This window comes from Olleya namhaensis (assembly GCF_900114005.1).
Lineage (GTDB): Bacteria > Bacteroidota > Bacteroidia > Flavobacteriales > Flavobacteriaceae > Olleya > Olleya namhaensis.
On the sequence record NZ_FORM01000008.1, the window covers coordinates 188,199 to 212,994 of the forward strand.

General features: G+C 32.9%; 18 protein-coding genes and 2 tRNA genes. 8 read left to right on the forward strand and 12 right to left on the reverse strand.

The genetic code is table 11. From position 1 onward, the window contains the following. Positions 1-11: 11 nt before the first annotated feature. Positions 12-611, reverse strand: coding sequence for a SprT-like domain-containing protein (locus BMZ09_RS13555; protein ID WP_090841545.1), 600 nt, complete (start codon positions 609-611; stop codon positions 12-14). A 182-nt stretch (positions 612-793) separates the two neighbouring features. Between BMZ09_RS13555 and BMZ09_RS13560 the strand changes: the two genes are divergently transcribed. Together BMZ09_RS13560 and BMZ09_RS13565 are read left to right on the forward strand one after the other, a co-directional pair. Continuing rightward, on the forward strand, positions 794-1,306 hold the full coding sequence (locus tag BMZ09_RS13560) for a CIA30 family protein (protein ID WP_177183542.1): 513 nt from the start codon (positions 794-796) through the stop codon (positions 1,304-1,306). A 1,099-nt stretch (positions 1,307-2,405) separates the two neighbouring features. After that, positions 2,406-2,630 (forward strand): hypothetical protein, encoded by a 225-nt coding sequence (locus tag BMZ09_RS13565; protein ID WP_090841549.1) that lies wholly within the window; start codon positions 2,406-2,408, stop codon positions 2,628-2,630. Positions 2,631-2,706: 76 nt separating this feature from the next. Here BMZ09_RS13565 and argS read toward each other — a convergent pair whose 3' ends face one another. Beyond that, a complete protein-coding gene (gene argS, locus BMZ09_RS13570) occupies positions 2,707-4,491 on the reverse strand; it encodes an arginine--tRNA ligase (protein WP_090841551.1) in 1,785 nt (594 codons plus the stop codon). Positions 4,492-4,844: 353 nt separating this feature from the next. Between argS and BMZ09_RS13575 the strand changes: the two genes are divergently transcribed. Then, positions 4,845-6,908: a tetratricopeptide repeat-containing sensor histidine kinase gene (locus tag BMZ09_RS13575; protein ID WP_090841552.1), complete on the forward strand. Its 2,064-nt coding sequence runs from the start codon at positions 4,845-4,847 to the stop codon at positions 6,906-6,908. Between the two features lies 1 nt (position 6,909). On the opposite strand, the gene ctlX is transcribed toward BMZ09_RS13575, so the two are convergent. Continuing rightward, the gene (gene ctlX, locus BMZ09_RS13580; RefSeq protein ID WP_090841554.1) at positions 6,910-7,842 is read right to left on the reverse strand and encodes a citrulline utilization hydrolase CtlX; all 933 of its coding nucleotides are present in this window, start codon (positions 7,840-7,842) and stop codon (positions 6,910-6,912) included. A gap of 86 nt (positions 7,843-7,928) precedes the next feature. On the opposite strand from ctlX, the gene BMZ09_RS13585 reads away from it, so the two are divergent. Next, a complete protein-coding gene (locus BMZ09_RS13585) occupies positions 7,929-8,426 on the forward strand; it encodes a hypothetical protein (RefSeq protein ID WP_090841556.1) in 498 nt (165 codons plus the stop codon). Between the two features lie 257 nt (positions 8,427-8,683). Next, positions 8,684-9,121 carry a hypothetical protein gene (locus tag BMZ09_RS13590; RefSeq protein ID WP_143067828.1) on the forward strand — a complete coding sequence of 146 codons (438 nt, stop codon included), beginning with the start codon at positions 8,684-8,686 and terminating at the stop codon, positions 9,119-9,121. Positions 9,122-9,180: 59 nt separating this feature from the next. On the opposite strand, the gene BMZ09_RS13595 is transcribed toward BMZ09_RS13590, so the two are convergent. The 7 genes from BMZ09_RS13595 to porU form a co-directional block, all read right to left on the reverse strand. Continuing rightward, a complete protein-coding gene (locus BMZ09_RS13595) occupies positions 9,181-9,867 on the reverse strand; it encodes an SDR family NAD(P)-dependent oxidoreductase (protein WP_090841560.1) in 687 nt (228 codons plus the stop codon). Further along, positions 9,857-10,816, reverse strand: coding sequence for a M28 family peptidase (locus BMZ09_RS13600; RefSeq protein ID WP_090841562.1), 960 nt, complete (start codon positions 10,814-10,816; stop codon positions 9,857-9,859). Before BMZ09_RS13600 ends, BMZ09_RS13595 begins: the two co-directional genes overlap by 11 nt. Positions 10,817-10,910: 94 nt before the next feature. Then, positions 10,911-12,536, reverse strand: coding sequence for a pyruvate dehydrogenase complex dihydrolipoamide acetyltransferase (locus BMZ09_RS13605; protein WP_090841564.1), 1,626 nt, complete (start codon positions 12,534-12,536; stop codon positions 10,911-10,913). A gap of 3 nt (positions 12,537-12,539) precedes the next feature. Then, positions 12,540-13,541, reverse strand: coding sequence for a pyruvate dehydrogenase (acetyl-transferring) E1 component subunit alpha (gene pdhA / locus BMZ09_RS13610; RefSeq protein WP_090841566.1), 1,002 nt, complete (start codon positions 13,539-13,541; stop codon positions 12,540-12,542). A gap of 100 nt (positions 13,542-13,641) precedes the next feature. Further along, positions 13,642-14,124: a cytidine deaminase gene (gene cdd / locus BMZ09_RS13615; protein ID WP_090841568.1), complete on the reverse strand. Its 483-nt coding sequence runs from the start codon at positions 14,122-14,124 to the stop codon at positions 13,642-13,644. Positions 14,125-14,206: 82 nt separating this feature from the next. Then, positions 14,207-15,406 (reverse strand): type IX secretion system outer membrane channel protein PorV, encoded by a 1,200-nt coding sequence (gene porV, locus BMZ09_RS13620; protein ID WP_090841570.1) that lies wholly within the window; start codon positions 15,404-15,406, stop codon positions 14,207-14,209. 33 nt (positions 15,407-15,439) lie between these two features. Next, positions 15,440-19,330, reverse strand: a complete 3,891-nt coding sequence (gene porU, locus BMZ09_RS13625) for a type IX secretion system sortase PorU (protein WP_090841572.1) — start codon at positions 19,328-19,330, stop codon at positions 15,440-15,442. Positions 19,331-19,605: 275 nt separating this feature from the next. Here porU and gldJ point away from each other — a divergent pair, with 275 nt between their 5' ends. Beyond that, a complete protein-coding gene (gene gldJ, locus BMZ09_RS13630) occupies positions 19,606-21,282 on the forward strand; it encodes a gliding motility lipoprotein GldJ (protein WP_090841574.1) in 1,677 nt (558 codons plus the stop codon). 69 nt (positions 21,283-21,351) lie between these two features. Beyond that, entirely contained in the window at positions 21,352-22,629 is a 1,278-nt protein-coding gene (locus BMZ09_RS13635; RefSeq protein ID WP_090841576.1) for a UDP-N-acetylmuramoyl-tripeptide--D-alanyl-D-alanine ligase, read from the forward strand. Positions 22,630-22,666: 37 nt separating this feature from the next. On the opposite strand, the gene BMZ09_RS13640 is transcribed toward BMZ09_RS13635, so the two are convergent. Then, positions 22,667-22,741: transfer RNA gene (locus BMZ09_RS13640), tRNA-Val, on the reverse strand. Positions 22,742-22,849: 108 nt separating this feature from the next. Further along, positions 22,850-22,924, reverse strand: a tRNA-Val gene (locus tag BMZ09_RS13645). Positions 22,925-23,092: 168 nt separating this feature from the next. On the opposite strand from BMZ09_RS13645, the gene BMZ09_RS13650 reads away from it, so the two are divergent. Continuing rightward, positions 23,093-24,793 (forward strand): hypothetical protein, encoded by a 1,701-nt coding sequence (locus BMZ09_RS13650; RefSeq protein WP_090841578.1) that lies wholly within the window; start codon positions 23,093-23,095, stop codon positions 24,791-24,793. The last annotated feature ends 3 nt before the right edge of the window (positions 24,794-24,796 follow it).

Below are 24,796 nucleotides of genomic sequence, written 5' to 3' on the forward strand. Positions count from 1 at the left end.
TAAGCCTTTACTTAATCGTTAATAATATCTACCTCAGCATTGGCATTAAACAGGTAGGTTTTACCCGTTTTTACCTCAACACACTCATGACGAGTCCGTCGTTTTGCTCCTTTTTTAAATACACGTCCATTGTGTATCTTAAAAGTCTGATGTAAAAGTACTTCAAATATAAAGCTTTTATTATTTGGTGCGTCCAATTGCTTTAAAGCTAAGGCCAGTTGCACATCTGTGTCGCTAGACGCTTTTGGATTTTTAAAATGTTTTGCCAATGCTGGTAAAATAGCATCAGGAAACACTTCTGGATTTATAAATGGCAACATTAAATGCTGAAACGTGTGCTTCCATTCCAAACCATGAGGTTTAATTTGGCGTCCAAATTTAGAAAATGCTTCTAAATGTGCAATTTCATGAATTAATGTAATTAAAAAACGGTATTTATTTAAGCTACCATTAACCGTAATTTGATGCTTTCCATTTGGTAATCTGCGATAATCTCCATGTCTTGTTTTACGTTCCTTTTTAACCAATACAATTAAATTATCGTGTTCCAATAGTTCTAACACTCTAGGTAAAGACGCTTCCGGTATGTAATGAGAAATGGTGTATTGCATTGTCACAAAAATAGTAGATTTTGATGAGATTATTAGACAGTTTTACACTTAGATTTCTTAACTTAAATAAATCTTTTTTATCACTTCAATTTATAATCTATTAACAAGACTTTAAAACAAATGCTGCTTTGGTTGTTGTATCTTTAGATATGAAACAATTACTACTTCTAACTCTACTATTTATGATAACAACTACAGGATTAACCATAGATTTTGGACAAGATAAAGCTGGAGACACTTGGCGCATTGTTAATGATGGTGTTATGGGAGGACTCTCCAAATCCGAAATCCAACTAACAAACAACAGTATCCAATTTACGGGCGCTGTAAGTCTAGAAAACAATGGTGGATTTGCAAGTATGCGTACTCTAGTTATTAAAGGCGCATTAAGCGCTTGCAAAACAATGACTATGCGTTATAAAAGTAGCAGTAGAGATCGGACGTTTGGATTATCTTTAAAAAACAGTCAACAGTATTACATCCCGTATTACAAGCATACGTTTTCTCCAAAAACAACTGAATGGGAAACACTAACAGTTAATTTATCAGACTTCAAGCATTATCGTATTAGTGAAGTTATTGGAAACGACATGCCAATTACTGCATTAGATGACATTTATAATATGGCATTAATTATTAGCGATAAAAAAGCAGGCGACTTTGATATTGAAATTGACTATATCAAGTTTGAATAAAAATATAAGATGTTAATTTGCAATCTTTAAATTACAAATAACTGATATTTATTATCAATCTGATTTTGAAACCTATCCAAATTCAGACAAAAACTATAGAATTTAGATTAACAAGATTCTTATTAGGCTAAATGATGCATTACAAAACGACACGCCTCAGCACCGATCTATTACAGGAAATATCTAAAGAAGCATTATACTCAAAAACACTTTATAAGTTAGAATCTTTTAAAACTTTAGAAACTCGTTATAACGGTTTTGGATTGCTTTTATATTATAAACTAAAAACGATCCATCCTGATATTTTAATAAATTAAAATTTTATCCACCATTAAAAGACAAAGAAGATAGTTTTGCGGAATACGTAACCGATTATATTTCTTTTTTTATTGGTTTAGATTTTTATAGTGAAAAAATTATTATTGGAACTAACTACACAGTAATAGAAATAGGAACTTGGGAGAAAGCCCCAATAAAAACAGCATTCGATTATATTTTAAATGAATATTTCTCTGCTGCGAATTAAACGCAACTTTTAAGATCAGGTTGTATTTCTTATAAAAAACCACTATTTACTTTATTTTAGAATAGTTCTCGACACTATATGCTCATGCCTCGTAAATTACTAGAAACGACGATATGTGATAACTCATTTTTGCTGTACATCCAAAGCACTTAAGTATTACATATATAAAAACACCATGAGTCGTCACCCAGCATCAGTTCGAGTGTTTGTTTCTGGAGTGATAACGGAAAAAACAAATGTATCGAGAACCTCATGCTATTTTAAACCGCTTCGTGTTTAAGACAAACCACCTAACTTTAACTTAAGAGTGGCAAATAATAAGTTAATTTTCGCTTAAGCAAAATTTAACTAAAAAAACTATCATAAAAGATAAAACAAGAAACAAATCCATTATGCTGAATTTATTAGCTTACCTTACAAATATACTTACCTACAAGAATTACAAAAATTAGAGTTCTAAATACAGTTAATAATGAGAGTCAAATTTCATAAACTTTATTACTACTGTCATAAAACTATAATTAAAGACTTTCTATCATGTCTAGATTAATTATTAACATAAATTTCGAAAAAATGAAAAAACTAAAAAATGTAATTGCAATTGGATTAGTTGCAATAATGATGTCTAGTTGCGCTACGGTATTTGGAGGAAAAATTACTGCTTCTCAAAAAACAAAACCTCAACCAGGAGAGCAGCAGCGAGAAATTAGGGTTGGAGCATTAATTGCTGATATTTTACTTTTCTTTCCTGGAGTAATTGTTGATTTTGCTACTGGTGCAATTTACAAACCAAGATAATAGGCTTACAACACACAACAAAAAAAACGCTTTCAAATAATTGAAAGCGTTTTTTTAATATAGTAAAGTTTTAATCTTACATACGTTCTGGCACTGCCACACCTAATAAGCTAAAAGCGTTTTTTATAGTATTTGCTACTGCTTGAGATAATTGTACTCTAAAAACAATTTCATTTTGTGTATTTGCCCCAAGTATAGACACATTTTGATAAAAACTATTAAAAGCTTTTACCAAATCATAAGTGTAATTAGCAATTAATGCAGGACTATGGTTAGTGGCTGCTTGCTGGATAACTTCCGGAAACAATTGTAATTGCTTAATTAACTCACGCTCTTTATCTTCAAGAGCCACTTGATCCGCGCTTAAAGTTACTGTAGCGTCTACACCAGCCTTACGTAAGATAGATTGAATTCTAGCATACGTGTACTGAATAAAAGGTCCTGTATTACCCTGAAAATCGATTGAATCCTTTGGATCAAACAAAATACGTTTTTTAGGATCTACTTTTAAAATGTAATATTTTAAAGCCCCTAAACCAATAGTTTTATACAAGTCTGTTTTTTCTTGATCTGTATAACCTTCTAATTTACCTAAATCTTCAGAGATGGTTTTTGCTGTGTCTGCCATTTCGACTATTAAATCGTCTGCATCAACAACAGTCCCTTCTCTACTCTTCATTTTACCAGATGGTAAATCTACCATACCGTAACTTAAATGAAATAGATTTTTAGCCCAATCAAAACCAAGTTTTTTAATAATTAAAAACAAGACTTGAAAGTGATATTCTTGCTCGTTACCAACCGTATAAACCATACCTCCAACATCTGGATAATCTTTAACACGTTGGATAGCTGTTCCAATATCTTGTGTCATGTATACAGCTGTACCGTCAGAACGCAACACAATTTTCTCGTCTAAACCATCAGCTGTTAAATCGCACCAAACTGATCCGTCTTCTTTTTTAAAGAACACACCTGATTTTAAACCTTCAGCGACAAACTCTTTACCTAAAAGGTAGGTCTCACTTTCATAATATAAATTATCAAAATCAACACCAAGGTTTTTATAAGTTTCATCAAAACCTTTATATACCCAGCCATTCATGGTTTCCCACAAAGTAACTACGTCTTTATCTCCTGCCTCCCATTTTTGAAGCATCTGTTGTGCTGACACTAAAATAGGCGCTTCTTTTTTAGCGTCATCTTCGGTTTTACCCTCAGCCATTAAAGCAGCAATTTCCTTTTTATATTCTTGATCAAACTTAACGTAGTAATTACCTACTAATTTGTCGCCTTTTAACCCTGTAGATTCAGGAGTTTCTGCATTACCAAAACGTTGCCAAGCCAACATACTTTTACAAATATGTATTCCTCTATCGTTAATAATTTGTGTTTTATATACTTTTTTACCCGAAGCCTTAATTATTTCGGCTACACTATACCCTAATAAATTGTTTCGGATATGTCCAAGGTGTAATGGCTTGTTTGTATTTGGTGATGAATACTCCACCATAACGGCTTTATTTTCCGCGGAAGCGTTAACAAAACCAAACGTCTCTTGATCCTTAATACTATTAAAATAGTTTACAAAATATGAGGCCTGAATTTCAAGATTTAAAAAGCCTTTTACAACATTAAACCCTTCGACTTCAGTCACATTTTCTAACAAATAGCTACCAATAGCCTCTCCTATTTGCACAGGATTACCCTTTACCACCCTTAACATAGGAAACACGACAACGGTAATATCTCCTGCAAACTCTTTACGAGTTGCTTGAAACTCTACCGACTGTAAGTCTGCACTATAAATTGAATTTACTGCTTGTTTTACGTGTTGCTCTAAGGTATGCTGAAGGCTCATTTGATGTATTTTTTGAAAGCGCAAATATAGCATTTATTGCGTGAAAACGACAGATTTTATCGTGCATATTAGCCCCGTTTGTAATAACTTAAAAATAAAAATATATGTTTTTAAACTCCTAAATAAAGCGAGTGATTTACGTAAAAAAACTAAAATCTACCGTTAGTCTAATTTATAGGTAGTACCGCTTAAAAATTATGATATCAGCATATTAATAGTCATTTTTATGGCGAGAAGAAAAATCCCTCCACTTTTCTTCTATAAATTTAACTAACTATTTAAGTCATTATAATTGTATAATATGGGCTGCTTTTTAGCTACTTATATTATAATGCGTAATGCTGTACCTTTAAATGAAGAGACTGATTGTCCTTATTTTCCTACTGAATACTGCTTTTAGCTTTTCGCAAGACGATGAACTAGAGAGTTTGACTATTCAGTTGGCTTATCAAGATCCAGACTCCACTAAAGTTAATACTTCCATTAACATTATAAAACTACTTTTTAAATCTAAAAAGTATACTAAAGCTTTAAAATTTGTACAACAAAGCGAAAAATTAGCTAAAGATTTAGGCTACAATAAAGGCCTTGCCGAAATTATTTTTTTAAAAGCTAAAATACATAATCAAGAAGGTAATATACCGAAAGCTATAACCGATTTTAAAGCTGCTAAAGTATTGTTTCAATCCATGAACGATACCATCGCTGTTGCTAAAGTAGATAGTAATTTAGGCGTTTTAGAAATTGAAAAAGGAAATTATCAAGATGGTTTAACCTACGCTTTATCCGCTATAAAGGAATTAGAAAAAAGGAACTTATACGAAGAACTGTCACAAAATTACAAGAGTCTTGCAAAAGCATACCACACATCCGGAGACTTAGAAAAAGCCATTACTTTTAATTTAAAAAAATTACAAGTAGATAATAAAGACAATAACATTAATGGTTTAATTGCTACTAATAAAGATCTAGGCGATATTTATACTGCAAAAGAAGATTACAGTCAAGCTATAAGTTATTACGAAAGCGCTTTAGGTTATGCAGGAACTAAAAATGAAAATTTTAGAGCTAAAATATTACCGTACTTAGGTAATGCTTACCTAAAAGACAAAGACTACAAAATGGCTTCTAGGTATTTGGTAGAATCCATTAACCTTAATAGACGTTTTGATAATCAAGAAGAAGTACTTGTATCTTTAAATAGTTTAGGAGAATTAAATTTACATCAAAAACGTTTAAAGACTGCAGAACACCAGCTAATCGAAGCTGCCAATTTAAGTCGAATTATAAATAATGATGAGCAATTACTGCGTAATTATCAGCTTATGAAAGTTTTAGATTCTACTAACGGAAAGTTTGATAATGCCTTTGTTTGGCAAAGTGAGTACTACCATCTAAAAGAAAAAATAGACTCTGAAAAAACAAAGAATAATGCTCTAAAAGTAATTGATTCTACGGGAGATTTAACATCTACCCGAGCTTCAAACATACTGCCAATTACACAAAACGAGAACCAAGTAAGCAAACAAAAGTACGACAAGTTTAAATTGATTTTTTATGCTTTACTAGCTGCTTTTGCTGTAGTACTGACCTCTTTTGTATTGTTTTATGTAAAACGAAACAATAGATTAAAATATACTAGAGAGCTAGAAGCAAAAAATAAAAAGATAGAATTACAAAACGAAGCTATTTTAGAACAGAGCAAAAACCTTGAGAATATTAACAAAGTAAAAGATAAGCTGTTCTCTATCGTTTCTCATGATTTAAAAGATTCGTTAACCTCTACAAAAGGGTTTATAGATTTGTTAAAAGACGGACAATTAACGCAAGAAGAGTTTCAAAGCTATTTACCTGAATTAAGTGAGAGCGCCAACAATGCCTCTTTACTATTATTTAATTTATTAAACTGGTCTAAGTCGCAAATGCAGTCTTTAGATCCAAAACCTTCCTTATTTGATATTAAAGAGGTTTTTACTGAAAAAACAAAGCTAATGGACCAGAAGTTTGAATCCAAAGGCATTAGATTAGTAGATAACACATTACGCGATTTTGTATACGCAGATCGAAGTATGATTGAAATAGTTATACAAAACTTATTGGCTAATGCTGTAAAATTTACTAATCGCGGAGATACTATATCTATAACCAATCAGATAAGTAATGGTCGTGCTATACTTAGCGTTGCTGATACAGGTGTTGGTATAAATAAAGAAGATTTAGATAAGCTATTTGTAAGCAACACATTTACCACAAGAGGTACTGAAAAAGAAAAAGGAACCGGTTTAGGACTTACTATTTGTAGAGAATTAGTAGAACTAAACAAGGGTAATATTTGGGTAGAAAGTGATAAAAATATAGGGAGCACTTTTTATGTAGAACTCCCTAAAAGCAAGGTTGAAAACCCAGGTGATACTTGAACTAGACCTTCGGTAGAAATACCTCAGCCATCATACATCTCGCACTACCACCACCACAAGTCTCTATAGTTTCTAAACTACTTGATAAAATAGGACAATGTGCTTCTATCTCTGCCTTTTGTGTCGCAGTTAAACTATCATGAGCTGCTTGACTCATTACTAGATACAACGCATCATCTTTACCTCTTAATTGCAGCATGTTTCCTGCAAACTGATTCATTTGTTGCTCTGTTATTGCAATTACTTGTTTACCCGTTTGCTTTAAATGAGACACCACGTTTTTACGTTCTTTTTTATCATCAATAGTATCTAAACAAATCACTGCAAAGGTTTCTGCCAAACACATCATTACATTAGTATGATAAATAGCTAAACGCTCTCCTTCTACCGTTTGGTTTGCAGTAAATACAACTGGTGTATATTCAAAATCTTCGCAAAATTCAATGAACAATTCTTCATCAGCTCTTGGAGACAATGCGCAATACGCAATACTATTGGCTCTATCCAATAATAAACTTCCGGTACCCTCTAAATAAACACCTTGCTCTTCTGCAGAAGTATAATCTGTTATATTATTAATTTTAAATCCTTCTTCTTCTAATTTAATAAATACATCTTCTCGTCTTTCTTTTCTCCTATTTTCTGCAAACATTGGATACATAGCAACATCTCCATTTTCATGAAAACTAACCCAGTTATTTGGAAATATCGAATCCGGAGTATCTACATTAATATCATCACTAATTACAACAACATTTACACCAACTGCTTTTAACTTTTCTACAAAGGCATCAAATTCTTCTTGCGCTTTTGTATTAATTTCTGCGTTTTTTATGGCAAGTGTTTCTTGAAAATAATTGTTTACTGCCGTTTGCTCGTTCATCCTAAAGTTTACAGGACGAATCATTAATATGCTGTTTGTTGTTTGTTTCATTTTGATATTTTTCACAAAAGTAAATTAATTTAAAATGAAATGCATTTAAAAAAATAAGTAAATTGGTTTCTTAAAATCAACGTATCATGGATTTTGTGCAACAGTATTTACAAAGCGAGCGCTTATTAGGTTTAAGCGCGGGAATCATAGGTTTATTATCTATAATTACTGGTGTCTATTTTTATGCCAACAAGCCGCAATTTAAAGTCTTTGCAATAGCAATGTTAGTTTTAGGTTTGATAGAAGCTGGCGTATTTATTACGGGTTATTTCTTGGTAAATAATCAGAAAACCGTAGATCAAAAAGTAGCACAATACCAAGATAATAAAGACAGCTACTTAAAGTCTGATTTAGTTATGGTTAATAAAAACCTAAACGCCTTTTTCACGCTTAAACTAATATATGCTTTAGTCTTTATAACCTTAGCTATAGTATTATCTAAAGTCGCTCTTAAACCGCTCTATTTTGGCATATTTACAGCGGTGATGATTCACTTAGCAGTCGCTATTGTAATTGATACGTTTGGAGAACGCTATACCAAACTATATAAAGCTAATATTGAAAACGCACAACACGTTTTATAATATCAAATCTTAAGACCTCTACAGATCTAGGTTAAATTTAAAACACCACAAATAAGCACATCTATCAAAATGATAGTTTTTGATAACAAAAACCTCGTTATTACGTAGTAAAAAACCTATTAAATATTAATACTTTAGATAAAGTGTTAAAAAATTAAGATAAAGTTACGTGTAAATTTGCGTAATTAATAAATAATTAGTTTCTTGTTGCTGATTAAAAAATAGCATCCCTTAAGATTAACTGATTAATAGCAACTATGAGATTTTCCCTTATTCTCTTGTTTCTGCTTTCCCTAAGCACGATTCAAGCACAACAAAACAACGACCAAAGCACAACTTCTGACGACTATCTGCAAGTAACACGCTACCGTCTTGATCCTGAGGATTTGGATATAGATAAAGAAGTAGACACCGAAAAAGTATATATAAAAATTTATTACAACAAGACAGCAAGTGTGTCAGACGATTATAAATATTTTAAACCAAAAGCTAACGAAATATTATTTTTCTACGGAATTAACAAAAACAACAATCAAAGCGAGATGTTTTTTAAAGTAGACGATAGCCTAAAACCTATTTACCAAAAAAAGAATTTTGAACAATTAATGCAAGTCATTAAAGTATTAGAATACAACATCTTTTCTGAAGACAAATTTTCTAGTGCGGAAGCATACGCGGCACTTGAGCGTGTATAAATATTAACTAGTCTGCTATATATGCGGTTGATTTATTTTAATAAATCAACCGCATTTTTTTATGGTGTAGAGTTAGATACCTGTAACATCTTACCGTTGTAAAACTTATGTCCTGTTAAAGCGAAATCTGCCATATAATCTGCCATTTGTTTAGCTGAGTTTGGCGCTTGGTATCCCGGAAAAGCTTCTTCTAACATTTCGGTTTGAACCGCACCTAAAGCCAACACGTTAAATGACGGTCCACTCTCTTTATATTCTTCAGCCAACAACTCTGTAAGCGTTATTACGGCACCTTTACTAGAACTGTAAGCAGATAATCCTGCAAATTTCATACTACCTTGTACACCGCCCATAGAACTTACAGACAGAACATGCCCATCTTTAGGCATAAACGGAAGTACAGTCCTTGTCATTTCTGCAACACCAAACACATTGGTTTTGTAAACATGCTCAAAATCTGCCATTGCGGTTTCTGCAAATGGCTTGTTTACAATAGTACCCGCATTATTAATTAACACATCTACTTGTTTCCACTCCTCTTTAATAAATGTTTCTACTTTTTTGTAATCGTCTGGATTACCTAAATCAAAAGCAAAAGACGTAATGTTTTCAAAATGAAGATTATTTACAGGTTGTGCATTTCTAGATAAAGCCAAAACATTGTGACCTTGATTGGCAAAAATATGTACCAGTTCAAAACCAATACCACGACTTGTACCTGTTATTATAATATTTTTAGTTTTCATTTAACTTAATTTCTTTAGTTGATGCATTTGTTATTTGTTCAATAACTGGTGCTAAATTGTTTATTAAAGTCGTCATAAAAGGGTAATCTAATTGATCAACCTCATCATCCACATGGTGATAAAAGTCAAAATTACTTAAATCGCAAGAAGACACAGTATGTGATGGCACCTTAAAAGCCTCGTAAAAAGGATAATTATCCGAACGTTTAAACAAACTATATTTTGCTGCAACATCAGAAAAACCAACCATTTTTGTACCTGCGTACCCATTCATTGTTTCTGCTAAATTAGATTTATCAAAACCAGTAATAAATGCTTGATAGTCTCTATCTTTAAAAGGCACACCAATCATTTCTAAATTTATCATAGTATATAAATCCAAATTAGCGTCTTTTAATCGGTTTGCTAAATGCTTAGATCCTAACAATCCTTTTTCCTCTGCCGAAAATGTTACAAATAAAAGACTTCTCTTATTTGATTTTTTAGCTCCAAAATATTTAGCTAAAGCTAGTACACCACTTGTTCCTGCTGCATTATCATTTGCACCATTTGCAATACTATCATTTGCGACCGTTTTACTTTGTCCAATATGGTCATAATGGGCACCAATTAATATAAACTCGTTTTTTAAATCGGCATCATTTCCTTCTAAATAGCCAACAACATTAAAAGCGTCTAAATCGCCAACTTTAAAATTATCACGATAAGTATCAAAATAAGGCGTTGCTCCGTAGGATTTCAATTTATCTTCTACGTACGTTGCTGCATCAGCAATACCTTTGCTACCAACATCTCTTCCTTTAAGATCGTCAGATGCCAAATAAGACACAATACTTTTTACCTCTTGTGCTGTTATTGTATAATCTATAGGTTTTACCACCTCGTTTACTTTTGTTTTACACGATGTAAAAACAGCAAATACAGCTACTAATAAAATTATTTTTTTCATTTGAATGGGTTTGTGTTTAAAGATAAAAAAATCCCAAATCAATTATATTGAAATGGGATTTTATATGATTTTAATTTCCGCTAAAGCGAAACTATTATACTAACATGGTTACAGGATTTTCAATATACCCTTTTAATGTTTGAAGGAATTGAGAACCTGTAGCTCCATCCACTGTTCTGTGGTCACAAGCTAAAGTTAACTTCATTGTATTACCTGCTACTACCTGTCCGTTTTTAACTACTGGTTTTGCTACAATTGCACCAACAGATAAAATTGCAGAGTTAGGCTGGTTTATAATTGACGTAAAGCTTTCAATACCAAACATCCCTAGGTTAGAAATAGTAAAAGTACTTCCCTCCATCTCATCTAAAGACAATTTTTTCTTTCTAGCACGACCTGCAAAATCTCTAACTGCTGCTCCAATTTGAGGTAAAGACTGCTCATTAGCAAACTTTACAACTGGCACTAACAATCCGTCCTCCACAGCAACCGCTACACCAATGTGTACATGGTTGTTTAATCTCATTTTATCATCAAACCATTGCGAGTTAACTTGCGGGTGTTGACGTAATGCTAAAGCACATGCTTTAACAATCATATCATTAAACGAAATTTTGGTATCTGGAATAGAGTTATACTGTGTTCTAAACGCCATAGCATTATCCATATCAAACTCCACATTTAAATAATAATGAGGTGCTGTAAATTTAGATTTAGCTAAGTTTTTAGCAATTGCTTTACGCATTTGCGAATTTGGTTTCTCATCAAAATCTTCTTGACCTGAAGCTACAAATTTAGCTACTGGAGCAGATGATTGTGCTACCGCTGCAGATGGTGTAAAGTTTTCGATATCGCGTTTAACAATACGTCCATTTTCACCTGATCCTTTAACTTGAGATAAATTGATCCCTTTTTCTTCGGCCATTTTTTTAGCCAAAGGAGATACAAATATACGCCCCGATGCAGTTGTTGTAGTTTCTGTTTGCGCCGGAGCTGCTTTAGGCGCCTCTTTTTTAGGCGCTTCTACTTTAGCTTCCTTTTTTGGCGCTTCTTCTTTTTTAGATGAAGTACTTCCGTTGGCATCAAAGCTTTTTGCTATACCAGATACATCAGTTCCTTTAGGACCAATAATTGCTAATAACGAATCTACTTTAGCCGAATCTCCTTCTTCTAATCCTATGTATAATAAGTTTCCAGATTGAAAAGATTCAAACTCCATCGTAGCTTTATCAGTTTCGATTTCTGCAAGAATATCTCCTTCTTCTACCTCATCTCCTACTTTTTTCAACCAAGTAGCAACAGTCCCTTCTTCCATGGTATCACTTAACCTTGGCATCGTTACTACTGTTACTCCTTCTGGTAAATCACTTGAGCTATCTGAACTAGAAGCATCATCAGCAGTGTCTTCTGTGCTTGCTACAGCAGCATCCGCAGACGCTTCCTTTTCAGCACTTCCGTTTAACGCTTCTGAGATATCTTCACCTTCTTCACCAATAATAGCTAAAAGCTGATCTACTTTAGTTGTTTCTCCTTCTTGAACACCAATATATAAAAGTGTTCCTTCATGGAAAGATTCAAACTCCATTGTTGCTTTATCTGTTTCGATTTCTGCAAGAATATCGCCTTCTTCTATTTTATCTCCTACTTTTTTTAACCAAGCTGCGACAGTCCCTTCTTCCATGGTGTCACTTAAACGTGGCATGTTGATAATTTCTGCCATAGCTTATTTAATTTTGTGGTCTATAAATGGATAATTTTCTTGATCGTATACAACGTCGTACATCACATTTTTATCTGGATATGGCGACTCTTCTGCAAACTTTTCACACTCTGCAACTTTTGCTTTAACACGCTTATCAATAACTTTTATTTCTTCTTCAGTAGCATAATTCTTTTCAAGAAGCACTTCTTTTACTTGCGTAATAGGGTCTAATTTCTTGTATTCTGCTACTTCGTCTTTTGTTCTGTAATGTTGTGCATCAGACATGGAGTGTCCTCTATAACGGTAAGTTTTAACCTCTAAAAACGTTGGTCCATCACCACGACGTGCACGTTGTATTGCTTCGTCAAAAGCCTCAGCAACTTTTATAGGATTCATTCCGTCTACTGGTCCACAAGGCATCTCGTAACCTAAACCTAACTTCCAGATATCTGTATGGTTAGCTGTACGTGCTACAGACGTACCCATTGCGTATCCGTTGTTTTCACAAACAAATACTACAGGTAAATTCCAAAGCATTGCTAAGTTAAACGTTTCATGTAAAGATCCTTGACGTGCTGCACCATCACCAAAACAACAAATGGTAACACCATCTACACCATGAAACTTATCTCCAAAAGCAATACCTGCTCCTAAAGGGATTTGTCCACCAACAATACCGTGTCCACCATAAAAACGGTGCTCTTTAGAAAATATATGCATAGAACCACCTAAACCTTGAGAGGTTCCAGTTGCTTTACCAAATAATTCTGCCATAACACGTTTAGGATCTACACCCATACCAATTGGTTGCACGTGATTACGGTAAGCTGTAATCATTTTATCCTTGGTTAAATCCATTGCGTGTAATGCTCCAGCTAAAACAGCTTCTTGACCATTATACAAGTGAAGAAAACCTCTAACTTTTTGTTGAATGTAAACAGCTGCTAGCTTGTCCTCAAACTTTCTCCAAAACAGCATGTCTTCATACCATTTTATATACGTTTCTTTTGTTACTTTTTGCATTGGTGACGTTTGTATTTTTTTTTATCGAATAACAAAAGTAACACTTTAGTTATTAACGAAAAAACTGAAAATCGTTATTTTTATTACGAAAACGATATAGTTATAGCGCTGATTTATCAAAAAGGAGTGGTAACAGGTTTCCTAACGAATTTGAGCGTACCACTTTACCGGTCTCGCCCATAAAATACAATTCGATTGGCAACTCTTGTTTTACTTCATACTCTGCAATAGCTTGCCTGCAAGCCCCACAAGGTGGTATTGGCTTTAATGTTGGATTGATTTGAGACCCTGCAATTATAGCCATTCTTAAAAATTTAGCATCTGGATATTTTGCACCTGCATAATAAATAGCTGTACGCTCTGCACACAATCCTGAGGGATACGATGCGTTTTCTTGATTACTTCCGGTAACAACCTCTCCATTGTCTAATAATAATGCTGCTCCAACATTAAATTTAGAGTACGGCGCATATGCTTTATCTCGCGCTTCTGATGCCTGACTCATTAACGATTGAATATCTTCAGACAAATCTTTAATACTATCAAAAACCTGTAGTGTAGTTTCTATTTTTACTTCCTTCATAATTTAAATATACGTAACTATTTTAGACAAAAAAACTATTGTTTTCACAATAGTTTTTTTGTTTTTTAATCTTTAAAATGTTTTAGTACTCATTATACGTTCCGGCTCCTAAGTTAAATGTTAGAGAAAAACGTAATGTGCTTTCTAATGGACTCTGTACTTGAGAAGCTGAAAATAAATATGATAAATCAACATTTATAACATTGTATTTAAAACCTGCACCTAAAGCAAAAAACTTACGTGCTCCTTTTGTTTCGTGTTCATTAAAATAACCCGCTCTAAAAGCAAATGAATCTTGGTAAGTATACTCTGCACCTAACGCATAGGTAAACTCTTGTAACTCTTCTTTAAATCCTCCTGGAGCATCTCCAAACGATTGAAATACACCTGATAAAAATGGCACATCTGGATCTTGACCAGAAACAATATAAGTTGGCTCGTCCGCATCTTGCACACCATCATCATCTGTATCATCAAAACCTAATAATGGTGGTGTTGGTACTAATAATTTAGAAAACTCAGCTGTAACACCTACTGTGTTATATTGGTCTAGTATAAAATCAAACCCTAAACCTAATCTAAGATTTGTTGGTTGGAAATTTTCCTGACCAGCCTCGTCATATTTAAATTTAGGTCCTAAGTTTTGTATGGCAAATCCACCTCTCCAACGACCATTAAAATCGTTATAAGCTTGTTCTTCACTTTGATAATAACCAGATATATCTACACCAAAAGTACTTGCAGCTTTTGTATCGTTATCACCAATATTTAATTTCAAATCCGATTGTAAGTAACGCATAGCAACAGACATCCCGAATTGATCACTTAATCTTAAAGCATAAGATACATCTACAGTAAACTCGTTAGGTCTTTGGACTAACGCTTCTGAAAATTCGTCCTGAACAAATTCTATATCTCCTAAAGAAAAATACTTAAAACTTGCTGCAAAAGCACTATTATCGTTAAGTCTATTAAAATATGTTACGTTTCCTAAAAAAATATCATTAACCAACTTACTTAAGTACGGCGTGTAACTAATTGCAACTCCAGATTTATTTTCTGAGAACACATATTTAGAAGCATTCCATTGCTGAGAAAATGCATCTGGCGACGTTGCCACACCCATATCTCCCATTGCTGCTGCTCTAGCATCTGGCGCTATTAACAAAAATGGCACACCAGTAGTTATAACTCTACTATCATTAGGGTTTGTAATTGTCGTCTGAGACAATCCTTTAAGGGACAAAAAGAAAGCTATTGTTATTAAAATTTTATTTTTCATGTATCAGTATTAGTTAACAAATATAATTTTTTATTATAGGATTACAAGTTTCTCTATTTTTTCTACGGATTTATTTGTGCTTTGTGAATGTACTTTTAATTTATAAATATACGTTCCTTTTCCTATTTTATCTCCAAAGTCATCACGTCCATCCCAAACAATATCTCTTGATGTTGATTTTACAGATTTACCTCCTGCTAAGGCTGTTTGCCCATTTAAAGTCCTTACTAACTTTCCTGAAACAGTAAAAATCTGAACAGAAATATCTAAAACCTCAGAACTATTATGGCTAAACCAAAACTCTGTATAATTAACAAATGGATTTGGGTAATTTAGTACGTTATTAATTACTAAACTTTCATTTTCATTAAATACTATAAATTGGATTTCGGCTGTAGCCGAATTATTATAAACATCCCAAGCCTTTAAAGACAAAGTATGTAAACCCGGCTCTAAATTCCTAAAAGGAAAACTTAATGCTCCTTTTGTATAATCATCCACTTCTGTAAGATAATAATCATTAAGCACATACGGATTGACTTCGTCCCCATCTAATAAAGCAACAATATCATGTCCGATACCACTTGCTGTATTGATACCATTTTCGTCTTCAAACTTAGCTAATAATAGTGGTGACTCATTAGTTATACCTCCAGACACAAATGCTTCATCGTTCATATATAACTGTATTGTCGGCCCAATATTGTCTTCTGCAGCATCTGGATTAATCCCTCCTATTTTTAGTGTTTCTAAACTTGCGCCTGTTTTGTCTTCTAAAGAGTTTTCTTGGGTAGAATAAAAACTAACCTTACCTGTTCCTACAGGTATTCCAATATCTTTAGGAACTACAAAATCGAATTCAAACTGACCGTTAGTCACTGTTGCTTGTCCTCTAAATACAATTGCTCCTAGTGTTTTGTAATCTAACTTTATTAAGCCACTAGAGCCAGTAACGTTATCGTTTGCTAAAGTTTGACGATCAATTTCTTTATCGTAAATAGTAGTGGTTACAATACCATTATAACTAGACAAAAGGTTGCCATTAACATCTGTTACCTCTCCTGCTAATTTTGCATAACCCAAAGCCTGAAGCACGTCAGTATCCTCCGTAATTGGCACATCATTAATTTTTGTTAATCGGATATTGGGCTGAGCAAAAGTTAAAGTCAATGCGGGGTCACCAATAAAAAACGCTAAACTTTTTTGAGCATCTGAAAAACTTGGATCGTTTTTAGCCAATCTTAATGCTTCCGCTACTGTTGGATATTCGTAATCTGAAAATGTATCATTTGTACTGTATGAGAATAAATACTCTTTCAGGATTTTATTAAATTCCTTTCCTACATTAACAAAAATCTGTCTAGTTGTAGTCACTAATGCGATAGAACCCGCATCTTTATTCCAGTAAATAAATTCGCCTGCAGTTTCCCTTAACGGATTATCAAACCTAGTAAACTCACATGTAACCGTAACAAACAAATTTAATTTACATTCGTTATTCAACGCTTCGGCATCATCTTTTTGAAAAATACGCTCGTCCGCTAAACCATCTTCTCCACCATGACCAAAATAGTTAACCATTATGGCACCTTTTTCAATTGCATTAGTCAACGCTTCTGTTACTCCAGGATAACGATCGCCTCCTGCTGATGCTTGTTGTTGGTAGGCGTCCGAATGAATTTTAGTCACATTTATAAACGGTTTAAAGGCTGTTACCTCGTCTCCAATCTCGTCTGTTGTTTCTTGTAATGTTGCTTCCCATTCTTCATCCACATCATCAGACACGACAACAAAATTATTTCGCCAACTACCTAATGCGCCTTTAGAATAATAAACCTCAATTTTATCTACCATTTCCTTTGCACGCTGTGGCGAATCAGCTAAAATCCTACCAACTGCAATATCTAATTTATTGGCATTATTAAAGATATCTAAAACCCCTTCGTTTAAATCAGAATAAGCATAATAATCATCTGAGATAAAAGAACTAGATAAATTGAAACTACTGTAAGCATGCCAAGACGGAAAATTATAAGTGTTTGAAGAAATTCGTCCTTTATAATCAAACGAAGAATCTCCAAAAAGACACAAATACTTAACTTTGTTTTGAGGTATACTTGCGTTGTCATAGACATATTTAACAAAGTTTCTGACGCCAGTAATATCAGGATTACCAGAAGAAAACTCAGTATAAATATCTTCCAAAACAACCACTTTTACATTTAGATTTTTCTTGTCTCTATTTATTTGAGCTAAACGTTCTGCTTGAGATAAGTGAGAACGCGTAGTTAACATTAAGTAATCAATATCTTGAAAAACACCTTGGTTATTTAAAAATATGGTTCCTTTTAAGTTCTGATTATTAACACTACTATTTTGTGACAAACTAGGCTCTAAATAATCTTGAGAGCTTACCGTAACAAAAGTTTTTAAGTCGCCCATGGGCGCATTAAAACTTAACGTATTATCTGCAGCGGTATTAGCTATAGTAGTAACGTCATAAATATTAGTGACGTCCCAAATCTCTTGGACTTCAGATGCATTTGACAACACATAACTAGCAACACCAGTGCTTTGCGTAGATAGGTTGTTTTTAAAATGAAATTGATTACCATTAAAAGTAAGCGCTCGCGTTGCCTCTACAGATACGTAATCTAAATACCCTTCTGCACTAGGATTACCTTGATTGTCATAAACTAAATCTACATCAATAATATCACTTACTACTGTTGTTGATTGCGTCAAAGTACCACCGGTAACATAAACACCATTGGTAGGATTTATACCCGATAAAGACAAAGTCCCTAACGTGTTATTATTAACAGACACAACAAAATTACTTGGATTTGAAGATGTTGTAGCAGTTACCGCTTTTACAACAATAGACTCCGACACATCTAAATTAGGAAACTCAAAACTAAACGTTTGCGCATTCTCGACACTAAAGCGCTCTCCAAACCAGCGCCTACCTACGTAAATAATATTTTCTTCATCAATTTCATGAAACTGATACTCTTGAAACGTGTTAAAAGTTGCTGTTGGAATTCCGGTTGGTTGATTAAAATTTTGAATACGCTTACCAGAACCAGCACTTATATTAATATAATAGACCGTTGTATCAGCATATGGATTTACATTAGTATTAATATAAGATAAATCTACATCTGCAGAAGGACCTTGCGCATAAAACAGAATATAATCTTGATCATCAAAAACACCATCTTCTTCTCCAATAATTTTTATAGCATTCTCAGTCGGGTCAAATGGATAGTTTGCATTATTTGCAAAAGGCATCATCTTACCTCCGTTACCAAATATTTTAATAGTTCTTGGATCAAAACTATTAGCATTAATTCCCATCTGACTTAAAAAATTCTTAGATATTTTATGCACGCCAGATGCAGCTACTTCAAACTTATACCAATCGCCATTAGCCAAAGCGGAATTAGTGATAAATTGACTAGCACTACTTCTATTAACAGATACCGACCCCATGTTGTAATCCACATTAAAAGACAATACTTTTTTATAACCATTACCTTCCTTTACGATAGGACTAGCTGTTAATACTGCATAATTACTATTTCTAGACGTACCGTTTTTTAAAGTTACCTCAATAGCATCTGGAATAGACTTAAGATCCAAATCATACATTTGATTTATTGGCATTGGCGCATACACCACATCTTTAACTACTAAAGAGTTTTGATTTACAAATCCATTAACTTTCCATTGTTGTACGTATTGAATACCGTTAGATAAATCAAAAGAAAAGTTTTTTGCAGGAGAGAAAGTTGGCACCGTTATACTATAACTATCTGCCGTATATTTTTGAGAAGATCCCCATGTAATAGCAATACTTTTTTCTTGAGAAAATAATGGCATGCAGTACAATGCAACCAATAGTAATAAAATCTTTTTCATTGAAATGATAACGTCTAATATTTAATGATATTACTTAAATCTTAATTAATTCTTAAAACAAATCAAAATTACGATAATAATATTGAAAAAACATCGTTATATTGTTTCGAAACGCAAGACAAATGACCAAATTTAAAATCGTTGTAGCGTAAAAAAACGGGATAAAACGCAATTTAGTTTACTCAAAAAACATAATTTAACTTGTTTTGTTGGGTTTAATTCTTATATTGCGTCTCCAAAAAATAACATTATTTAGATTACTTAAATGTATTAATATGAGAAAAATAATTGTATCAAGGTTGTTATTAACAGTAGCGATTTCGTTAACCTTGGTTGGTTGTAAAAGATCCGGAAGTGGCTCTAACACATCAAGAGCAACGGGTTGGCAGATTAATTCTAAAGATGGTGGTTTTCAATACAACACCAAATTTAAAGAGCAAGAAACTGCTCCAGGATTAGTATTTGTTGAAGGTGGAACATTTACAATGGGACGAGTACAAGATGATGTTATGCATGATTGGAATAATACTCCAAATCAACAACACGTGCAATCTTTTTACATGGATGAAACAGAGGTAACTAACAAAATGTACCTTGAATATTTAGACTGGATTAAAAGAACTTACCCGCCAGAAGAAGAAAATTTTAGAGCAATCTATAATGGTGTTTTACCAGATACTTTAGTTTGGAGAAACCGTTTAGGTTACAACGAAGTAATGACAGAAAACTATTTACGTCACCCTGGATATGGAGAATATCCTGTGGTTGGAGTTAGTTGGATGCAAGCTGTAGAATTTGCTAATTGGAGAACAGATCGTGTAAACGAAATGTACTTACAAAAAGATGGTTACCTAAAACAAGGTAGTAATTTAGAAGCAACAGCAGATGCAAACTTTAGTACTGATACTTACATTAACGCACCAACACAAACATTTGGTGGTAATGAAGACATTATAAAAGGTGGAAAAATGAAACCACAAACTAATGCTGCAGGAGACGAAATTAACGTTTTTGCAACAAGAGAAACTGGTTTAATTTCTCCAAAATACAGACTACCAACAGAAGCTGAATGGGAATATGCAGCTTTAGGTTTATCTGAAATTAGAAGTTATAACGTATACAGAGGTCGTAAAAAATATCCATGGGATGGTCAATACACTAGATCTGGAAAACGTAAAATTAAAGGTGACCAACTAGCCAACTTCAAACAAGGAAAAGGAGATTACGGTGGAATTGCTGGATGGTCAGATGATGGTGCAGATATTACACAAGTTGTTAAATATTACGATCCAAACGATTATGGTCTTTATGATATGGCTGGTAACGTTGCCGAATGGGTTGCTGATGTTTACAGACCAATAGTTGATGATGAGTTTAACGACTTTAACTACTATAGAGGAAACGTGTATACTAAAAATGCAATAAATGATGACGGAACTGTAAAAATTGTAACTACAGACGAAATTGTTTTTGATACATTACCTAACGGAAAAGTAATACCAAGAGATTTACCAGGGTCTATCGCAACACAACCTGTTGATGAAGAAGAAACTTATTTAAGAACTAACTTTGATAGAAGTGATAACCGTAACTTTAGAGATGGTGATACACAATCTTCTCGTTATTATGCTGATAGATTTGGTGATGATGAAGGTGATGGTTCTGAGGATGCAAATACACGTAAAATGTATAACGCACCAAAGCACAATATTGAAATGGATTCTTCTGGAAACATGATAAGAGAATATGATAAATCTAATAAACGTACGTCGTTAATTAATGACGAAGTAAGAGTTTACAAAGGTGGATCTTGGAAAGATAGAGAATACTGGTTAGATCCAGCACAAAGACGCTATTACCCACAAAATATGGCAACAGACTATATTGGTTTTAGATGTGCAATGTCTAGAGTAGGATCTAAATCTAAAAATCAAAAGAAATCAAAAAACTAAACTAATCTAATTAGTTAATATATTTAAAAGTCCTAACAATTGTTAGGACTTTTTTTATACTTTTATTTTATGAAAATAGACGACTTACACCAACTTTTTCTAGACTGCAGTGCAGTAAGCACAGACACTAGAAAAGTTAATGATAACAATATGTTTTTTGCTTTAAGTGGCGAAAATTTTAATGGTAATAAATTTGCTCAAGACGCTTTAGATAAAGGAGCAAAATATGCGATTATAGACGATCCAGATTTCAAAGCATCAGATAACACCATTTTAGTAGAAAACAGTCTTAAAACGCTTCAAGAATTAGCGACATATCACAGGACTTACTTAGGAACCAAAATTATATCCTTAACAGGAAGTAATGGAAAAACAACAACAAAAGAATTAATAAACACAGTATTATCCAAAAAGTATAACACTACAGCAACCATAGGTAACTTAAACAACCATATTGGCGTACCTCTAACCCTTTTGTCAATGACAAAGGATACAGAAATTGGGATTGTAGAAATGGGTGCTAACCACAAAAAAGAAATTGCTTTTTTATGCGATATAGCAAAACCTGACTTTGGCTATATTACTAACTTTGGGAAAGCGCACCTTGAAGGATTTGGAGGCATTGAAGGCGTTATTGAAGGTAAAAGCGAGCTGTATCACTATTTGACTCAAAATGACAAGCACGTCTTTTTAAATGCAGACGACAGTATTCAAATAGAAAAGCTAAATACTTATGTTAAAAAGTTCGGCTTTAGCCAAACCAATCCAGAATATTTTAAAATAGAATTTCTAGATGCCAATCCATTTGTATCTTATAAATCAGAAGCTATTACAATACAATCTAATTTAATTGGTGCTTATAATTTTACAAACCTTTGCGCCGCAACTATAATTGGTAAATACTTTAATATTGACTTATTAGATATTAAAGATGCTATTGAAAGGTATACACCAAACAATAACCGTTCTCAGATTATTAAAAGAGATAACACAACCATAATAATGGATGCTTATAATGCTAATCCTTCAAGTATGGAAGTTGCCTTACAAAACCTAAGCAAACAAGATGCAGAAAACAAAACTGCTATTTTAGGAGATATGTTTGAACTAGGCACATCTGCTAAGTCAGAACATCAAAACATTGCAGATTTAGCAACAAGCTTAGCTATTGATACTATAATTTTAGTAGGAGAAAATTTTTATAAAGCAGAAATTAAAAGTCCAATAGTAAAACAATATAAAACTTTTGAAAGCTTTAAAGACAATTACACACCCATCATAGATAGCTATGTATTAATAAAAGGCTCTAGAGGAATGGCGCTAGAGCGTGTTCTAGAACTGATATAAATAAAAAAATCCGAAACAAATGTTTCGGATTTTTTTGTGGGCGACAAGGGATTCGAACCCCTGACCCCTTGGGTGTAAACCAAGTGCTCTGAACCAACTGAGCTAGTCGCCCTAATAATAGGTCTGCAAATATATATTAGTTTAAGTTTAAATCAAAATTTAAACGCTTAAATAATATAGAGTAATAAAAAATCCAAAACATTTGTTTCGGATTTTTTAGTGGGCGACAAGGGATTCGAACCCCTGACCCCTTGGGTGTAAACCAAGTGCTCTGAACCAACTGAGCTAGTCGCCCTAATTATTAGGTGTGCAAATATACACTAGTTTTTGACATCTCAAAACCTTTTATTCAAAAAAAAACGCATTTTCTTTGAATTAAAAATTAACTCATTAATATATAGTCATTAACAAAACAATAAATTTAAAATAAATTGATATTTTTGATTTTAAATACACCCCAAATTTGAATTACATATCATTAATAGATGAATTAGGTATAGATATTGACACAATAACTACGCTTGACGACACCAAAATTATAAGACTAAAAAAGCAACTAAAGGCAAAAGCGGTCTTAGATAACAAAAGTAATTTAGGAGAATTAGCGTCTATTATTGATCAACTAAAAGATGAGACGACTAGAAAGCACCATATTTTTATAGAAAAACACAAATGGCTTAAACAAGTTATTACTGGAGATTACAGCAATATTCCACAAAACTCAATTTCTATACATCACGAATCGATAGCTGATACAGAAAGTCTAAAATATTTTTTATCACCTTACTTAAAAGAACATGTCAAACCGTTTTTATCGGAAACGCTAACCAAAGGAAAGTATATTTTATTACTCAATTTTGTAAAAAGCAACATTCTATTCACGGAAGAAATTGAACAACTTATTATTAGTCTTTTTAGTTCTAAACTAAATTATGCTAAAGTATATATAGAATCTGGTAAACTTAAAGAGAAGCATTACCCTGTCGGTTTTATAACAAATAGAAATTTTGTAAAATGTCTAAGTCAATATCCAAACTCTTTTGATGACGAGGTTAATGAGTTAAACTCAGTTATTATTGACACTTACAATTCTAAACGAAAACAAGTAACCGACGATAGTTTTATTTTTGCTGCTAAAACAATGGTTGCTTTTGGCGAATTGGATATCTCTAACTATATGCTTAAAGACATCCTTACCACTAATGCTGCAATAGCAAGTCCATACGCACATAATAGTGCTAGAAAGACCTCCAAGTCTAAATCTGGTACAGGTGTTGGAATCTGGAGTGTCATTGTATTTTTAATTTTAATAGTTAGAATTGGAGTTAAAGTATTTAAAAGCGATAATAGTTCTACTAATTATTATGACCAATATGATAGGATAAGTGTACCTAATACCAATTATCAAAAAGAAAACATATTAGAAAGAATAAAAGAGATACAAAAAAAACGCGAAGCCGAAGAAAATCAAACAGTATATAATACAGAACAAGAAGTAGAAGAAACAATACTAGAAACAACAGAAAGCAATACAATAACAGAAGGCAAAATACCTAAAACCGTTACGTTACCAGATTATAACAGTAAGCATAAATCTAAAGATCACGTACGGTTTATTTACAGCTTAAAGCTAAAAACTAACCGTAAAACAAAAACCAAATCCTCTATTAAAACAACACCTTTAAATGCCTTTACAAATCCCTATCCAAAAACCTTTAACACGATACACTCTTATAAAAACAATACAATCAGCACTTACAGTCTTGTTAAGAATAACAGTCGAAAAGATTTAATTGTATTTAGATTAACTAATGGTATTGATCAATCTATTATAATTCCAAAAAGAGAATGGCGCTATTTAAATATTACAAAAGGTGATTCTATATTATTTTACACAGGACATCAATTTGTTGCGGACCGCTTCTCTCATTTTAAAGAAAGCGCAGAACTATCTAGATTATACAAAATCGAAACATTAAGCAATAACAGCGAAATCAACATCCTGCCACAAACAATAAAAGTTAATTTTAATAAAGATTTTAAAACTAACGTAACAACAATAGATAGCACGCTAACCGATAATATCAAAACTGACAAAATAAATTTAGAACCCTTAAGCATTGATAACATCTATGCTAGATGGTACAGAAACAAATACAATTAATTA

Bases quoted from the DNA above. Each gene is read 5' to 3' on its own strand.
- BMZ09_RS13555 (WP_090841545.1), bottom strand. From the start codon at position 611: ATGCAATACACCATTTCTCATTACATACCGGAAGCGTCTTTACCTAGA.
- BMZ09_RS13560 (WP_177183542.1), top strand. From the start codon at position 794: ATGATAACAACTACAGGATTAACCATAGATTTTGGACAAGATAAAGCT.
- BMZ09_RS13565 (WP_090841549.1), top strand. From the start codon at position 2,406: ATGAAAAAACTAAAAAATGTAATTGCAATTGGATTAGTTGCAATAATG.
- argS (WP_090841551.1), bottom strand. From the start codon at position 4,491: ATGAGCCTTCAGCATACCTTAGAGCAACACGTAAAACAAGCAGTAAAT.
- BMZ09_RS13575 (WP_090841552.1), top strand. From the start codon at position 4,845: ATGAAGAGACTGATTGTCCTTATTTTCCTACTGAATACTGCTTTTAGC.
- ctlX (WP_090841554.1), bottom strand. From the start codon at position 7,842: ATGAAACAAACAACAAACAGCATATTAATGATTCGTCCTGTAAACTTT.
- BMZ09_RS13585 (WP_090841556.1), top strand. From the start codon at position 7,929: ATGGATTTTGTGCAACAGTATTTACAAAGCGAGCGCTTATTAGGTTTA.
- BMZ09_RS13590 (WP_143067828.1), top strand. From the start codon at position 8,684: ATGAGATTTTCCCTTATTCTCTTGTTTCTGCTTTCCCTAAGCACGATT.
- BMZ09_RS13595 (WP_090841560.1), bottom strand. From the start codon at position 9,867: ATGAAAACTAAAAATATTATAATAACAGGTACAAGTCGTGGTATTGGT.
- BMZ09_RS13600 (WP_090841562.1), bottom strand. From the start codon at position 10,816: ATGAAAAAAATAATTTTATTAGTAGCTGTATTTGCTGTTTTTACATCG.
- BMZ09_RS13605 (WP_090841564.1), bottom strand. From the start codon at position 12,536: ATGGCAGAAATTATCAACATGCCACGTTTAAGTGACACCATGGAAGAA.
- pdhA (WP_090841566.1), bottom strand. From the start codon at position 13,541: ATGCAAAAAGTAACAAAAGAAACGTATATAAAATGGTATGAAGACATG.
- cdd (WP_090841568.1), bottom strand. From the start codon at position 14,124: ATGAAGGAAGTAAAAATAGAAACTACACTACAGGTTTTTGATAGTATT.
- porV (WP_090841570.1), bottom strand. From the start codon at position 15,406: ATGAAAAATAAAATTTTAATAACAATAGCTTTCTTTTTGTCCCTTAAA.
- porU (WP_090841572.1), bottom strand. From the start codon at position 19,330: ATGAAAAAGATTTTATTACTATTGGTTGCATTGTACTGCATGCCATTA.
- gldJ (WP_090841574.1), top strand. From the start codon at position 19,606: ATGAGAAAAATAATTGTATCAAGGTTGTTATTAACAGTAGCGATTTCG.
- BMZ09_RS13635 (WP_090841576.1), top strand. From the start codon at position 21,352: ATGAAAATAGACGACTTACACCAACTTTTTCTAGACTGCAGTGCAGTA.